The organism is Chryseobacterium sp. C39-AII1 (assembly GCF_039672645.1).
GTDB lineage: Bacteria > Bacteroidota > Bacteroidia > Flavobacteriales > Weeksellaceae > Chryseobacterium.
This window is the reverse complement of the sequence record NZ_JBDFPQ010000001.1, coordinates 49,553-64,867: the sequence shown is the minus strand read 5'-3', so window position 1 is coordinate 64,867 and position 15,315 is coordinate 49,553. Positions and strand designations below refer to the sequence as shown.

General features: G+C 33.3%; 14 protein-coding genes. 7 read left to right on the top strand and 7 right to left on the bottom strand.

The window, feature by feature from the left end:
• Nucleotides 1-179: 179 nt before the first annotated feature.
• A complete protein-coding gene (gene rpsI / locus ABEG63_RS00265) occupies nucleotides 180-566 on the bottom strand; it encodes a 30S ribosomal protein S9 (RefSeq protein WP_034706090.1) in 387 nt (128 codons plus the stop codon).
• Nucleotides 567-572: 6 nt separating this feature from the next.
• The gene (gene rplM, locus ABEG63_RS00260; protein WP_027381190.1) at nucleotides 573-1,028 is read right to left on the bottom strand and encodes a 50S ribosomal protein L13; all 456 of its coding nucleotides are present in this window, start codon (nucleotides 1,026-1,028) and stop codon (nucleotides 573-575) included.
• Between the two features lie 383 nt (nucleotides 1,029-1,411).
• Between rplM and ABEG63_RS00255 the strand changes: the two genes are divergently transcribed.
• On the top strand, nucleotides 1,412-2,521 hold the full coding sequence (locus ABEG63_RS00255; RefSeq protein WP_346582086.1) for a DUF3667 domain-containing protein: 1,110 nt from the start codon (nucleotides 1,412-1,414) through the stop codon (nucleotides 2,519-2,521).
• 55 nt (nucleotides 2,522-2,576) lie between these two features.
• Here the strand turns inward: ABEG63_RS00255 and ABEG63_RS00250 are convergent, their stop codons facing one another.
• Nucleotides 2,577-2,909 (bottom strand): hypothetical protein, encoded by a 333-nt coding sequence (locus ABEG63_RS00250; protein ID WP_267406913.1) that lies wholly within the window; start codon nucleotides 2,907-2,909, stop codon nucleotides 2,577-2,579.
• Nucleotides 2,910-3,113: 204 nt separating this feature from the next.
• Between ABEG63_RS00250 and ABEG63_RS00245 the strand changes: the two genes are divergently transcribed.
• From ABEG63_RS00245 to ABEG63_RS00225, 5 genes are all read left to right on the top strand, one after another.
• Nucleotides 3,114-6,461: a methylmalonyl-CoA mutase family protein gene (locus ABEG63_RS00245; protein ID WP_346582084.1), complete on the top strand. Its 3,348-nt coding sequence runs from the start codon at nucleotides 3,114-3,116 to the stop codon at nucleotides 6,459-6,461.
• 161 nt (nucleotides 6,462-6,622) lie between these two features.
• Complete coding sequence (locus ABEG63_RS00240; protein ID WP_346582082.1) at nucleotides 6,623-8,311, top strand: T9SS type A sorting domain-containing protein; 1,689 nt, start codon at nucleotides 6,623-6,625, stop codon at nucleotides 8,309-8,311.
• 127 nt (nucleotides 8,312-8,438) lie between these two features.
• Nucleotides 8,439-9,476 (top strand): hypothetical protein, encoded by a 1,038-nt coding sequence (locus ABEG63_RS00235; RefSeq protein WP_346582080.1) that lies wholly within the window; start codon nucleotides 8,439-8,441, stop codon nucleotides 9,474-9,476.
• Nucleotides 9,477-9,521: 45 nt separating this feature from the next.
• Nucleotides 9,522-10,229, top strand: coding sequence for a diphthine--ammonia ligase (locus ABEG63_RS00230; protein WP_346582078.1), 708 nt, complete (start codon nucleotides 9,522-9,524; stop codon nucleotides 10,227-10,229).
• Nucleotides 10,230-10,370: 141 nt separating this feature from the next.
• Nucleotides 10,371-11,513, top strand: a complete 1,143-nt coding sequence (locus ABEG63_RS00225) for a serine hydrolase domain-containing protein (protein ID WP_346582076.1) — start codon at nucleotides 10,371-10,373, stop codon at nucleotides 11,511-11,513.
• Between the two features lie 3 nt (nucleotides 11,514-11,516).
• Here ABEG63_RS00225 and ABEG63_RS00220 read toward each other — a convergent pair whose 3' ends face one another.
• Entirely contained in the window at nucleotides 11,517-12,239 is a 723-nt protein-coding gene (locus tag ABEG63_RS00220) for a hypothetical protein (RefSeq protein WP_346582075.1), read from the bottom strand.
• Nucleotides 12,240-12,253: 14 nt separating this feature from the next.
• On the bottom strand, nucleotides 12,254-12,577 hold the full coding sequence (locus ABEG63_RS00215) for a PadR family transcriptional regulator (protein ID WP_346582074.1): 324 nt from the start codon (nucleotides 12,575-12,577) through the stop codon (nucleotides 12,254-12,256).
• Between the two features lie 81 nt (nucleotides 12,578-12,658).
• Here ABEG63_RS00215 and ABEG63_RS00210 point away from each other — a divergent pair, with 81 nt between their 5' ends.
• Nucleotides 12,659-13,183, top strand: coding sequence for a 2'-5' RNA ligase family protein (locus ABEG63_RS00210; RefSeq protein ID WP_346582073.1), 525 nt, complete (start codon nucleotides 12,659-12,661; stop codon nucleotides 13,181-13,183).
• 54 nt (nucleotides 13,184-13,237) lie between these two features.
• Here ABEG63_RS00210 and ABEG63_RS00205 read toward each other — a convergent pair whose 3' ends face one another.
• Together ABEG63_RS00205 and ABEG63_RS00200 are read right to left on the bottom strand one after the other, a co-directional pair.
• Nucleotides 13,238-14,596, bottom strand: coding sequence for a M64 family metallopeptidase (locus tag ABEG63_RS00205; RefSeq protein ID WP_346582072.1), 1,359 nt, complete (start codon nucleotides 14,594-14,596; stop codon nucleotides 13,238-13,240).
• Nucleotides 14,597-14,598: 2 nt separating this feature from the next.
• Complete coding sequence (locus ABEG63_RS00200; RefSeq protein WP_346582071.1) at nucleotides 14,599-15,084, bottom strand: hypothetical protein; 486 nt, start codon at nucleotides 15,082-15,084, stop codon at nucleotides 14,599-14,601.
• Nucleotides 15,085-15,315 lie beyond the last annotated feature (231 nt).

Sequence of the window (15,315 nt, the reverse complement as noted above, 5' to 3'; positions counted from 1 at the left end):
GTTTTTTAAACAATCAACAACTTCTTTAGATGGGAGAAGCGTTTGGATGCTAAACGTAACGGGCAATTGGTGTATGGCTTTTTGCTTTTAGCAATTGGCTTTTCACCGAGATTAAGTTTAAAAAAAATTTAATAAATTCCTGAAGCCAATAGCTAAAAGCCATTCGCCAACAGCAAATCTTAACGTTTTGAGAATTGGAATCTCTTTCTTGCTTTTTTCTGACCTGGCTTCTTTCTTTCCACCATTCTTGCGTCTCTTGTAAGTAAACCTGCAGGCTTCAATGCTAATCTGAATTCAGCATTAATTTCGCAAAGTGCTCTAGAAATACCTAATCTGATAGCTTCTGCCTGACCTGTATTACCACCACCGAAAACATTTACGGTAACGTCATACTGACCAACAGTTTCAGAAAGGATAAACGGCTGGTTTAATTTGTAAACCATCACGTCTGTAGAGAAATAAGTTGCAGCATCTTTACCGTTTACTGTAATAACACCAGAACCTGGTTTTACATAAACTCTAGCTACAGAAGTTTTTCTTCTTCCGATTTTGTGAACTATAGACATAATTAATTATTTAAATTCGTTAACATTAATTGTTTTAGGCTGTTGAGCTTCATGTTTGTGCTCAGTTCCTTCATATAAATAAAGATTCTTAAGAATAGCAGCTCCAAGTCTGTTTTTAGGCAACATCCCTTTTACTGATTTTTCTAATACTTTTAAAGAATCTTTCTTTTGAAGTTCAGCTGCAGTCATAGACTTCTGTCCTCCAGGGTAACCTGTATGCCAGATATAAGTCTTATCGTTCCACTTGTTTCCAGAAAGAGTTACTTTCCCAGCGTTCAAAACGATTACGTTATCACCACAATCTACGTGAGGTGTGTAGTTCGTTTTGTGCTTACCTCTCAAAATCTTTGCAACCGTAGAAGCTAGTCTTCCTAACGGTTGTCCTTCAGCGTCTACCACAACCCATTCTTTATTAGCAGTAGCTTTGTTCGCTGAAACAGTTTTGTAACTTAATGTATTCACACGTTTTAGTTAAAGATTAAACATAATTTCCCCCTAAAAGGGTGTGCAAAGGTACAAATTATTTTTGGATTGCAAAAACTTATTTTATTTAATCCTAAAAGCCTTCATTAGTTTAAACGATTCAACAGATTTTATCTATAAAAGTTATTATTGGCATAAATATTGTAAAAAGATTTTTGGATGAAAAAATTTCGAAGATTCTAAAAACACAACTGAAAAGAGTTTACTGGGGATAAACTCTTTTTTTATTCTATTCCTGAAAGCAAATATATTTTTACGACAAATAATCAGAATACCCTTTTTTGTTATTAAATTAAAATCAATTTAACGTAAAAGATAAATTTTATTATTTAAAATATTTACATTTGCCCAAAACTCAAATTATGAGCCACGGAAAACTTAGAGAGAACAAGACGTGTCTGAACTGCGAACATCACGTTGAAGAAAGATATTGCCCCCATTGCGGACAGGAAAACATCGAAACCCGACAAAGATTTCACTATCTCTTTACCCACTTCGTAGAAGATTTTACGCATTACGATGGACAGTTTTGGGGAACATTAAAAAATCTGGCATTAAAACCCGGAAAATTAACAAGCATTTATCTCGAAGGAAAAAGGCAAAAATTCGTTCCTCCCGTGAAGCTTTATATTTTTGTCAGCTTCATTACTTTTTTCATGTTTGCGCTATTTCCTCTATTTAATTTAAACTTTAAAACAAAAGAGGATCCTAAAAACCCTGACAAAGAAAGTTTATTGAGTCAGTTAAAAACTACCGATGCACAAAAAATCATCGACAGCATCAAAGCTGGAAAAAACCTCAGCACACAAGATTCTCTGACGTTAAAAAAAATGAGCGCTCTGGTCCCTGATTCCTCGAAAATTCAAGATTTTGAAAACGCTTTTGAAATGAGTGGTAAAATTGATGAATCCTCCGACTTTAAAGGATACCTAAATAAAAGGTCTTATGATTCTGCTTTAGCAAAAAACCCGTCCATCTTTAATTTTATTGATAAACCTATTGCGCACAAATTTTTCGAACTTAAAGAAAAAGGCATTTCAAAAGGAGAAATACTTAAAAATCTGGCCGAAACATCCTTTCATAACTTACCGAAAGCTCTTTTTATTTATCTGCCGCTATTTGCATTCTTTTTATGGATTTTTCACAACAAGAAAAAATGGTGGTATTTTGATCACGGTATTTTTACACTGCATTATTTTTCATTTTTATTGCTGAATATATTGGTGACATCACTCATCATTAAGTTATCAAATACAATAAATATTGTAGTAATCAATATGATTTTATATTTAATTATCGCGGCATTAACGATTTACAGTCTTTTATATTTTTTCATCGCCCACCGACGCACTTATCACACCCACGGAGTGGTAAGCATGCTTATTGGTTGGATATTGTTCACCATCAATTTCTTTGCATTTACATTCTTAGTCATCGGGCTTGCTTTGGTAAGTTTCCTGATGATTCATTAAATAAAAAAGAGACCGCATTATAAACGGTCTCTTTTCATATATTTTATTTAAAAATCTATTTTCTCAAAGATTTGCTTCCTCTAAAGCTTGCAAATAAATAGTACGCCACAAACACCGTTGAAAACTTCAAAATCGAAGGAATAGCCAATTCCAGCTTAAATAATAAAGTTCCGACAGCCACTAAAATAGCCATCGCAACAAATGATAAACCTAATTTTTGTGGTAAAGTGAAATCGGGAGTATCCAGATAATATGCAATTCCCCAGGCAATACCGAAAGCCAAAGCATAATAAATATCAAGTCCCAAATTTTCTGAACTGTAAAAGAAATAATTAATCAAAAAACTTAAAACCGTTCCCAACGCAAAATAGAGCAATGCCTTTTTCATACCTTATATAATATGATGCAAAAATAAAGATTTTAATCTGAGAATATAATTAATCTCGATCTTATGCTAAACGAATGTTTGTTATTTTGGATCAGCATGATTTAAACAATTTATTTAATTAAATGAAATTCAATAAATTATATTCAACCAGCTATTTTTATTTTATTATTATATTTGGAGAATTCAGAAATTCTCATACTATTTATGGAAACCCAAAAATATACTCCAAAAAATAAAGTAAGAATCGTGACGGCCGCATCCTTATTCGACGGTCACGATGCTGCTATCAATATCATGCGTCGTGTGATTCAGGGAACGGGATGCGAAGTGATCCACCTTGGCCACGACAAATCGGCAGAGGAAGTTGTAAATACAGCGATTCAGGAAGATGCCAACGCGATTGCCCTTACTTCTTATCAGGGTGGTCACAACGAATATTTCAAATATATCTACGACCTTTTAAGAGAGAAAAACTCTCCGCAAATCAAGATTTTTGGTGGCGGTGGCGGTGTAATTCTGCCTGAAGAAATCGAAGATATCATGTCTTACGGAATCGACAGAATTTATTCTCCGGACGATGGTCGTGAACTTGGTTTACAAGGAATGATCGACGATTTGGTGAAAAGATCAGATTTCGCAACAGGAAAAGAAGTTACGGCAAACGATTTAGATTCCATCAGTTTTGAAAATTCTACAAGCATTGCTAAAATCATTTCTGCTGTTGAAAACTTCTCAGAAGAAAAACCTGAATTGGTTGCCGCAATCGACGAAAAATCAAAAGATTTAAATATTCCAATCATCGGTATCACGGGCACAGGTGGAGCCGGAAAATCTTCTTTAACGGATGAATTGGTAAGAAGATTCCTACGTTCAAACCCTGGTAAAAAAATTGCGATTATCTCCATCGACCCTTCAAAAAAGAAAACCGGAGGTGCACTTTTGGGAGACAGAATTCGTATGAACGCGATCAATGATCCAAGAGTTTATATGCGTTCTATGGCGACGAGAGAAAACAACGTTTCTGTTTCTCCGTTCATTCATTCTGCTTTAAATGTATTGAAATTGGCTCATCCGGATGTTATCATTTTAGAAACTTCAGGCATCGGACAATCTGGCTCGGAAGTTTCAGATTTCGCTGATGTTTCAATGTACGTAATGACTCCTGAATATGGAGCTTCTACACAGTTGGAAAAAATCGATATGTTGGATTATGCAGATTTAGTGGCACTCAATAAATCTGATAAAAGAGGAGCTCTTGATGCGCTTCAAGCAGTTAGGAAACAGTTCCAGAGAAACCATTTGCTGTGGGAACAACCATTGGATGAAATGCCGGTTTATGCGACAAAAGCATCTCAGTTCAACGACCACGGAACAACGGAATTATACAACAGATTAATTTCAAAAGTAAACGATAAGTTTTCAGATTTAAATTTACAAGGTTTTGTTGAACAGGAAATTACGGACGAAGTAACGATTATTCCTCCAAAAAGAGCTCGTTATCTTTCTGAAATCGTTGAAAACAACAAACAATATGATGCGAACATTGAAAAACAGGCTGAATTAGCCAGAACAATGTATCATATTGAGGGCGTTAAAAAAATTATTTCTAATGAAACTTTAGACGCCGAATATCAAAAAGCAGAAAAAGAACTTCAACAGGAAAACATCGACTTCCTAAAAACCTGGGAAGATACGAAAAAGTCTTTCCACGAAGAGTTCTACTCCTATTTTGTAAGAGGAAAAGAAATTAAGGTGGAGACCTCAACAGAATCTTTATCCCATTTAAGAATTCCGAAAATTGCGTTACCAAAATACAACGATTGGGGCGATTTGATCAAATGGAAAGGCCAGGAAAATCTTCCAGGAGGATTCCCTTTTACAGCCGGAATTTATCCTTTCAAAAGAACAGGTGAAGATCCAACGAGAATGTTCGCCGGAGAAGGAGGTCCTGAAAGAACCAACAGAAGATTTCACTACGTTTCTGCGGAAATGCCTGCAAAACGTTTGTCTACAGCTTTCGACTCGGTAACATTGTACGGACAAGACCCTGCTTTACCACCGGATATTTATGGTAAAATTGGAAATGCGGGAGTTTCGATTGCGACGTTGGATGATGCTAAAAAACTATATTCAGGATTTGATTTGGTGAATGCATTGACCTCAGTTTCAATGACAATCAATGGTCCAGCTCCGATGTTGTTGGCTTTCTTTATGAATACTGCCATCGATCAAAATGTTGAAAAATATATTGCTGAAAATAATCTTGAGGCTAAGGTTGAGGCTAAGCTTAAGGAAAAATTCGACGATAAAGGTTTGGCAAGACCAAAATATAACGGAGAATTACCTCCTTCAAATAATGGTTTAGGTTTAAAATTATTAGGAATTACGGGAGATGAAGTAATTCCTGCGGAAGCTTATGCTGAAATTAAGGCTAAAACCATCGCAACTGTTCGCGGTACTGTTCAGGCAGATATTTTAAAAGAAGACCAAGCTCAAAACACGTGTATTTTCTCTACTGAATTTGCCTTGAGATTGATGGGTGATGTTCAGGAATATTTCATCAAAGAAAAAGTAAGAAACTTCTACTCCGTTTCGATTTCAGGATATCATATTGCGGAAGCGGGAGCAAATCCGGTTTCTCAGTTGGCATTTACGTTGGCAAATGGTTTCACTTATGTGGAATATTATTTATCAAGAGGAATGGACATCAACGATTTTGCTCCCAACTTATCATTCTTCTTCTCCAACGGAATCGACCCTGAATATTCAGTAATCGGACGTGTGGCGAGAAGAATCTGGGCAAAAGCAATGAAATTGAAATACGGAGCCGACGAAAGAAGTCAGATGTTGAAATATCACATCCAAACTTCAGGTCGTTCACTTCATGCTCAAGAGATTGATTTTAATGACATTAGAACAACTCTTCAAGCACTTTACGCAATTTACGATAACTGTAATTCATTGCACACAAATGCTTATGACGAGGCGATTACAACTCCGACTGAGCAATCGGTAAGAAGAGCGATGGCGATTCAGTTGATTATTAATAAAGAATTAGGTTTGGCGAAAAATGAAAATCCACTTCAAGGTTCATTTATTATTGAAGAATTGACGGATTTGGTGGAAGAAGCTGTTTATACAGAATTCGACAGAATCACGGAAAGAGGTGGTGTTCTTGGAGCGATGGAAACGATGTACCAACGTTCAAAAATTCAGGAAGAATCAATGCATTACGAATGGTTGAAACACACAGGAGAATATCCAATCATCGGGGTAAACACGTTCTTAGGAAAAGACGGTTCGCCAACGGTTCGTCCAGGAGAAGTGATCCGTTCGACTGAGGAAGAAAAGCAATTCCAGATTGAAATGCTCCATAATTTCCAAAATTCTAATCAAGATAAATCTGCAGAAGCTCTGAAAACTTTACAACACGCTGCCATCAATCAGCAAAACTTATTCGAAGTGATGATGGATGCCGTGAAATATTGTTCACTTGGGCAGATTACCAATGCTTTGTTTGAAGTGGGTGGTAAGTACAGAAGAAATATGTAGGCCCGTAGTCGGGCAGACAATTTTTTACTACTACTTGTTTTAAAAATTATATAATTAAACCTCAAGGAATTTTCTTTGAGGTTTGATATTTTAAATTAATCATAATTAGAGGAGACTATCTTACCAAGATTTTATATTTTCGCACAAAATTAATTACAACAATGAAAAAAATATTTTTTTGCTTATTATTAATCTTGAATTATAATTTAAAAGCTCAGAATCTACAACTAAACAATTTATTTCAGTCAAACAGCAATGCTCTCTCCCAAACTATAACATCTAGCTATCTAAAAAAACAGGTAGACGGCAGCATATATTCTAACACAGTAGCATCTGGAAATGTAAATATTTTTGGAAATACTATTGATACAGGAGCCAATAAAATTAGTGTATTTTCAAAATTAAGCTCAGCTGGAAATCTTGAATGGCAATCCTATATTACTTCATCGGATATTATGCCAGCAAGTTATGACAACAATCACATTATAGATTTAAATAGTCAAGGTGAAATTATTTATACTATTCCGACATCTAATAATAGTAGTTTTAAAAGTAATAATGGTGTAGAAATACCTTTAGTCAACAATGCATACGAGGTAATAAAACTATCTAATACAGGAGAACTACAATGGAAAAAAAGCATTGTCTCCCTTACAAATCCTAAGGTTTCTTCATTTTATGACCGAAATGGTGACATTATTGTTTGGATAGGACAAAATCAGGGAACCAATTTGCTTTTTGACAATCAACAATTAAGCTCAATATATAGCATTATTGTAAAATTAAATGGGCAGACAGGAAATATTATTTACACAAAAAGTATTGATGACTTAAGTTATTGGATAGGATCAATCTTATTTGATGAAAATAATGAAATGTATGCTTTCTATGAACCTTTTAACATCAATTCTGATCATACATTTAATGTTGGAAATATTCAAATTCAAGGAAACGAAGATGATTTTAATTTTCTAATGGTAAAATTCGATGGTTTAGGCAATCCTATTTGGGGTAAAAACTTTTATCAAAATATACCTGTTGGTACAAATAAATATAGCTGGCTTAATGATGTAAAATATGATGGAACTAATTTTATAATGTACGAAGTAATAGCGTCGGCAGGAGCAACTCCTAATCCATCATTTTTAACAATTAATGGAATGTATCATACAAATCCTTATCCAAATAAGAGTATAGCCAATGCCGTATCAAAAGTCTCTAAAACAGGAAATGTATTATGGTCTAGTCCTATTTTCACATCAGGCACGTATGATTCCAATCAGTTTGATATTGATGAAGTAGGAAATTCTTATATTTATGGAAGATGGTTTGATAAAATAACAATTGAAGGAAACGAACATCCAATGAGTACATATTCTTCCAATATTATTAAATTTAATTCAAATGGGAGTTTAAGCTTTATTGAGCCAATTATTCAAAGTTCATTCAATGATTATAATCAAAAAATATCAATCCTTTCAAGCAATAAAATATTCATAGCAGGTAACACATGGGCACAATCTATTAAAGGGCAAGCAATTAATAGCATCGGTGGAGATAATTATTATATAGCAGAATTAGCACAAATGGGCGCTTTAGGAGTAAAAGATTTGCAAATAGTAAATAATATAAAAATGTATCCTAATCCAGCTCATGACTTTATTATAGTTGATACAAATGAACAATTATCATCTGCTAAAATATATGATATAAGCGGAAAATTGATGTTAAATCCAACTTTTTTATCTAATAAAATTGAAATAGGATCACTACCCTCCGGAAATTATATTGTAGAAATTTTCAACAAGTCTGGAAAATTAATTACAAATAAAAAAATGATAAAGAAGTAATACTTTAAATCAAAACCTCAAGGAAATTTTCTTTGAGGTTTTTTGTTGTTTAAAAATTTAATTTTCACAAAGTCTATTTTTCTCTTCAAGAGTTTTTTATAATTTCACGCAAAAATTAAAAATAGCTATGAAAAATAATTTAAAGTATATTTTACTGTTTTTAGGAATCGTCATATCATCCTCAGCTTATGCTCAAAAGAGAACTGAAGATTTTACAATCAGCTTTCCTGAGAAAAAACTTGAAAAAAGTTATTATAAAACCATTAAGCTCATAGATGCTAGAGCCGATTCTACATCGTTGGGAATTGTGCAAAAAGGAGCATTTAATACAAAAGCAAGGGTGGTTCCTACGACAAGTCTTGCAGTTCAGTTTCAAAATTTATTAAATCAAATCAACGGAGAGAATACTGAAGAAGGTACAATTGTAATGTATCTTAAACAATTATATTTTGCAGAGCTTACAGGAGCCTTTTCCGAACATGGTTACTGTTATTTTCAAGCCTATTTATTTGCAAAAAATGATAATGGAGCGTATTCATACATTGATAAAATAGATTCTGTTATCGATCATTCATCTATGGATGTTACTAAAGCCACGATGAGAAAAGGCAGTGAGATGGTAAGTAATTTTATCAGTAAGAATATATCTAAAAAAGCAGTTCCAACTGATCAATATACCTTCGAAGACATTAAAAATTTTGATGAAATTGAAAAACAAAAATTAGCACTCTACAACTCTAATGAACTGAAAGAAGGAATATATACAGATTATAATTCTTTCAAGAATCAGCAGCCATCTGAAAAATTGATTTCAAATGCTAAATTTTATGGAAAAACATCAAAAATCATTAAAATTTACGAGACCATTGATGGAAAAGACAAGGAAATCAAAAAAAATAACACTTTTGCGATTGTCTATCAAGGAGCACCTTACATTTATTTGCCTATGGAAGATGTTTTTTCAAAAGCAGAGAAAAGAGAAGATGATTATTATTTCACCGGAAAAATAAAATCTACAGCTAAAACTGGAGATGTCGTATTAGCCTCAGCATTTTTTGGTATCATTGGTGGGTTAATCGCATCCGGATCTTCTTCGGTTCCATTTGAATTAAAACTAGATTATTTAAACGGAGGTTTTATTCCTCTTAAAGAAGTTGAAAAATAGTAATTCACATAATCTCCCTATTTTTGGGAGATTTTTATTTTTAATATGAAACCAAAAGCCATTTTCAACTGGAGCAGCGGAAAAGATTCTGCCCTTGCATTATATAAAACTTTAAAAGAAGATCAATTTGAAATTATTTCTTTGCTAACAAGCATTAATAAAGAATTTCAAAGAATCTCCATGCATGGCGTTCATGTTTCTTTACTGGAAAAACAGGCAGAAAGTTTAGGCTTTCCTTTAATTAAAATAGAAATCCCGAAAGAGCCTTCGATGAAAGAATACAGCGAAATCATGTCTAAAACGATGAATGAAATACAATCTCAAGGCGTTACCCATTCTATTTTTGGAGATATTTTTTTGGAGGACTTGAGAAAATATCGTGAAGATCAATTGCAATCCATCGGAATGGAAGGCGCTTTTCCTTTGTGGAAAATAGATACGGGCGAACTTATTCATGAATTTTTAAATTTAAGCTTTAAAACCATCGTAACCTGCGTGAACGGAACGTATTTAGACAAAAGCTTTGCTGGAAGAATTATTGATAAAGATTTCATTAAAGATTTACCCGAAAAAGTAGATCCTTGCGGTGAAAACGGAGAATTTCATACTTTCACTTTTGATGGTCCTATTTTCAAAAACCCGGTTCAGTTTGAAATCGGAGAAGTTGTAAAGAAAACCTATTCTAAACCAAAATCTGATGAAAATGACGAAGACGGAGAATATGTTTTCTGGTTTTGTGATTTGACTTCATAGTTATCATGCCTAAGGTGGCAGAGATGGAAATTATATTTCAGATAAGATTATATCATATAACCGAACCTCTTAATTAAAATTAGGAGGTTTTTTCTTATTTTTGAGATACAATGTTGCTTAAAAAATTATTTCCTACATCAAATGACAAAAAAAACACTTTATTTATTCGCCTTAATTTCAATTCTCGTTAATTTTATTTCCTGCAAGAATGATATTCCTCCTGCAAAACCCATCAATAAAAACGAAATTGTAGATTCTACCATCACAACCTTTGAAAAAAATCTTTTGAAGCAACAGATAGATTCAGTTTTCAAAAAATATAATTTTAACGGAAGCGTCGCTGTTTTTAAAGATTCTACCGAACTTTACCGCAAAGAAAATGGTTTTCTTGATTTTAAAACTAAAACGAAGATTGACCCAAATTCAGTTTTTGCCATTGCATCGGTAAGTAAGCAGTTTACCGCTGTTTTGGTTTTGCTTCAAATGGAGCAGGGAAAACTACATTTAGAAGATAAAGTTTCAACATATTTAGATAATTTTAAATCGAAAGAGTACGAAAATATCAATATTCATCAGCTTTTGAATCACACTTCTGGATTAAATACTTTCGGAGGAAAATTGATGTTTAAAAGTGGGTCAGATTTTTATTATTCTAATGACGGTTTTAATGCCCTAGGAAAAATTGTGGAAAAAGTTTCAGGAAAAACCTATGACGACAATATCATGGAGCTTTTCAGAAAAGTAGGGATGAATCATTCTTCAACAGGGGATCTTTTTAAAGGTGGAAATTTCGCAGGCGCGCACGTTGGCAATGGAAAATATGCCGAAAAAATTGAAAATATGCCGAAAAGATTAGGCAGTAAAGAGATAGGAATTCCTGCCGGAGGAATTCTTTCAACCATTGATGATCTTCATATCTGGAATAATGCATTGTATGGCGGAAAAATCTTAAAGCCGGAAACTCTGAAGCAATTCACTTCCAAAACTTCACAAAGAAATCATGCTATTTTTGGCAAAATGGGCTACGGTTATGGGATTATGATCAACCTTGGCAAGCCGTTATCTTTTTTCCACAGTGGCTATATCAAAGGTTCGCCTTCTTTGAATATTTACTATCCTGAAACTAAAACTTCGGTGATTATTTTATCTAACGTTGCCGATGAGCAAAGTGGAAAAGGTTTAATTTTTAAACCTCATAAAGAAGTAAAGAAAATCGCAGATATTGTGGAAAACACTATTCATGAAATGAAAATTGATACGCTTGCTTCTCAACTCAAAATATAAAAATTAATCGGCAGTTTTTAGATTATTTTTAAGCCTGATGATTGTTTTTTTATGTTCGAAGAAGTTGATGAGATAAAATATCGTCATCACTTGTACCAAAAATGGAAAAATCAACGTAAATAATGAAGAAGAAATATGCGCGAAATCTCCCATTCTAAAAAGCGAAAAAGCATACTTTGCATCTCTTGAAACAATTTGCATCAGCGAGGTAATACACACAATCAACAGACTCATGTTTTGCTGATACATTGTATAAAATGACTTCCCTTTGAATTTAAAATCTTTTTTGAGGTACTGTCTCATTTTATAGTTCGTAGATAAAACAAAAAGTAAAGCAAATAAAAACATGCAATTTTGCGCTTTGAAAAGTGAAGCGTACATTTCTGAGCTATTTGCCGAATAAATTAAAATCAAATTAATCCCAAAAGAAACCAATCCTAACAAAAATGATTTTTTAAGAATCCTATTATATCTTTCTTTTACAATTTTCTTTACAATCACAGGAATTTTTTCTACATAGAAAGCGTAGTAAGAGGTCATTTTAAATTCATCTTTCCATAATTCTACCGTTTTACGAAAAGCTTCATCAAAATTGATATTTTCATTCATCTGAATATCCAAAACCTGCGCAATCATATGGTCTTTTACTTCAAATAAAACATCTAAAGGAAGCTTTTGAAAAATAAGATAGTCTGTTATTTGTTTTTCCTGTTCAGCTGTAATCATCGTTTGAGTTTTTATTAAATATTAAATATTGTGTTTAAATTGAATAAATAATTTTTCATTTCACTTTCCTGCGCTACCTGTTGCGCCTTACCTTTTTCCGTTAAAAGATAATATTTACGATCTCTTCCGTTAATTTTCTGAACTTCAGAAGTTATCATACCATCTGCTTCCAGCTTATGCAGTAGAGGATATAATGCACCTTCTGTCATCTCCAATTCGCCCTGTGTGAGTTCTTTTGCCCGCTGCGTAATTTGATAACCGTACATTTTCACGTCTTTGGCAAGCAGCTTTAAAATGATGTTTTGAAGAGTTCCTTTATAAAGACTGTTCTTTTTCAATTTTTATCTTTTAATACCTAGCAAATCTATACATAATTTTCTTATGCATCAAAATTTATTTTAGTTTTTTAAATTTATAAAATGAAAAAGTTATACTTCATAGCGATTTATCCACCTCAAGAAATTATTGATGAAATCAAAATTTTCAAGCAGGATTTGGCTTTGAATTATGATAATTCAAAAGCATTGAAGAATGATGCCCATATTACTTTGTTTCCGCCTTTTAATAGAGAATTAGATTTAGAAAAAGATATTCATATTGCATTTGAGAAGATTAATACCACAATTCCTCCATTTGAAATTACATTAAATGGTTTCGGAAGTTTTTCTAATCCTAAAAACCCTGTTCTATTCGTAAAACCCGAAGAAAATAATCATTTGAATGAACTTTATCTTCGTGTACAGCAGCAGTTTAATTTTATTAAATATTCCTTCCATCCCCATGTTACGGTTGGTTACAGAAATTTAAGTTTTGAAAACTATTTGAAGGCTTGGGAAATTTATAGAGACAAAGAATACAAAACTAATTTCTTAGTTGACAAGATCACTCTTCTTCGTCATGATGACAATTGGATTCCTATTAATGAGAAAAAATTAATTATTTAAACAAAAAAATCGACTCTAAATAGAATCGATTTTAAAATATTTGTAAGTTTAAACTTATTCTTTCACAATTTTCTGAGAAATAATTAAACCATTATTTTCACTTACAGCCAATGTGTAAACTCCACTTGGAACTGCATTGATGTCTACAAAAATAGTTGCAGCATCTTTTAATTCATGTTTTACAGTAACTACTCTTCCAGAGGCATCATAAAATAAAACTTTTACATTTTTTCCAAAATCTTGTTTTCCTTTGATGTAAAATTCATTATTTGCCGGGTTTGGATAAATCCCGAACCTTCTTTCTTCTGCTCTCACATCTGAAGTTCCCAACACAGCTTTACTCAACGTCCACGTTACCGTTGCAAAGTGAACTGCAGAATGGTTATCGACTTTTACCAAAGAAGTTCCGTCTGTCACCGAAAAAAGCAGTGTATTGTTTCCGCCATTCAATTGAGCCGGAGTAAGCGTTACCGTATTGCTTGTTGATGAAAGTGGTGTTCCGTTCAGCGTCCAGGTATTTGTTAAAGTATTAGGAATTGGTAAAATCTCATTCACCGTAAATGTTACATTTGAATTTCCGTTCAATGTGCTTGAATTTGCTGGCGTAAATGAATCAACCGGTGAAACCAACGAGTGGATTCTCTCAATCAGCGTTTCTGTACATACGGAGCAAAACTCTCTGTTCAAATATCTCATCTCGCAATTTTGATGAGGACGGAACCATGTAGGACTTTCTGTATAAGGGTAAATTCCTACATCATTTTGCCCTACCCAGTTTTTCCATTTGATGGTAGCAGCATTAGAATTTTGAGTTTTATTTGGCGATTCTCCAGTGCCCGCAAACCAATACTCATCTGCTAATTTTCCAAAAGAATGTCCAAGCTCATGAACTACAACTTCATTTGCAGAAGGGTCAAGCGTTGCAAAGGCATACGTTCCACCACAACCACCATATTCTGCAGAATTTCCGAGAATATAGGTTGCATCATAATCTGGAAGATTGGCTTGTAAAACCTGAGTAACTTTTGTTGTATTCCCATAATAACATCTGTGAACTCCATTATCAAAAGAAGAACTGAAATAGTTATTTGGATTACTCACCGGAAATACAGGCTCTGTAACATCTGTTGCCGTTCCAGGATGCTTTACACCAGATTCGGGAGAAATTACTTTAATGGCATACGCATTAAAATAGTTTTTATATTCTTTATAAGGACTTTTTGTAAAAAGATAATTTACCGTACTAAGAGCAGAATTCACAAAATTTGTTTGCTCGGCTGCGGTAAAACCGTCTCCCATCACAGCAATGTTGATGCGTTTATCATTGGTTCCGTTTTGCAGAATAGGCACTGTCTCAAAAACCTGAGCAAAACAGAATGAACTAATAAATAGGGAAAATAAAGTTTTTTTCATGATTATAGTTTTTGAGTTAATAACAATTGATTTCCTCCGTTGGTAATTTTTTCAACTTTTACCATACTCACTTCTGCAGAATGTGGATATCTGATACTGAATTCAGCATTTTGAAGCGATAATTTTGTTCTTTGGATGGTATCTTCAAAGCTTTCCATTACAGGATTCAAAGGGTCTTCAATACTTTGCTTTACGATTTCTTTACCGCTTGCATTGGTTAATGTAATGATGAAATCTCCAATATTCGCAGAATTTCTATCATAAGTCGGAGTAAATTTCAATTTTCCTTCACTGATTTTTTGATCTTGCAAAGTTACTTTTTCAGCCCCAGATTTGTCTTTTTCCACTTTAAAGAAAAGATATCCTATCTGATTCTTATTCAGTGATGAATGCTGAACTTTCATTTCATTTCCCTGCAAGTGATTGAGCTTTGCTAAACCACCTATTAAAAAAGAGGGAATAATTAAAATAGTAAATAAATTTTTCATATCTCAATTTTGGTATGAAGGTAAGAAGTTTTTCAGATAAGTTTGTATTACTTTTTAATTAAACTTCTTTCTACTTTCAATTTTATTTAGTCTAAATTTTTTTTGGAAGATAAATTGTCTTGATTATTACACAATGTTGAATTTATGACTACCACCCTAGCCGTGATTGGAAGCATTTGTTTGAGCTCATTTTTTGTTTTTTGCGGTTGCGGCGGGCTTTGCCCGCCGCAG

What these genes read in the sequence shown, in the direction of transcription:
- ABEG63_RS00225 (WP_346582076.1), top strand. Translation starts at nt 10,371, where the DNA reads ATGACAAAAAAAACACTTTATTTATTCGCCTTAATTTCAATTCTCGTT.
- ABEG63_RS00245 (WP_346582084.1), top strand. Translation starts at nt 3,114, where the DNA reads ATGGAAACCCAAAAATATACTCCAAAAAATAAAGTAAGAATCGTGACG.
- ABEG63_RS00230 (WP_346582078.1), top strand. Translation starts at nt 9,522, where the DNA reads ATGAAACCAAAAGCCATTTTCAACTGGAGCAGCGGAAAAGATTCTGCC.
- ABEG63_RS00220 (WP_346582075.1), bottom strand. Translation starts at nt 12,239, where the DNA reads ATGATTACAGCTGAACAGGAAAAACAAATAACAGACTATCTTATTTTT.
- ABEG63_RS00210 (WP_346582073.1), top strand. Translation starts at nt 12,659, where the DNA reads ATGAAAAAGTTATACTTCATAGCGATTTATCCACCTCAAGAAATTATT.
- ABEG63_RS00240 (WP_346582082.1), top strand. Translation starts at nt 6,623, where the DNA reads ATGAAAAAAATATTTTTTTGCTTATTATTAATCTTGAATTATAATTTA.
- ABEG63_RS00200 (WP_346582071.1), bottom strand. Translation starts at nt 15,084, where the DNA reads ATGAAAAATTTATTTACTATTTTAATTATTCCCTCTTTTTTAATAGGT.
- rpsI (WP_034706090.1), bottom strand. Translation starts at nt 566, where the DNA reads ATGTCTATAGTTCACAAAATCGGAAGAAGAAAAACTTCTGTAGCTAGA.
- ABEG63_RS00255 (WP_346582086.1), top strand. Translation starts at nt 1,412, where the DNA reads ATGAGCCACGGAAAACTTAGAGAGAACAAGACGTGTCTGAACTGCGAA.
- ABEG63_RS00235 (WP_346582080.1), top strand. Translation starts at nt 8,439, where the DNA reads ATGAAAAATAATTTAAAGTATATTTTACTGTTTTTAGGAATCGTCATA.
- ABEG63_RS00250 (WP_267406913.1), bottom strand. Translation starts at nt 2,909, where the DNA reads ATGAAAAAGGCATTGCTCTATTTTGCGTTGGGAACGGTTTTAAGTTTT.
- ABEG63_RS00205 (WP_346582072.1), bottom strand. Translation starts at nt 14,596, where the DNA reads ATGAAAAAAACTTTATTTTCCCTATTTATTAGTTCATTCTGTTTTGCT.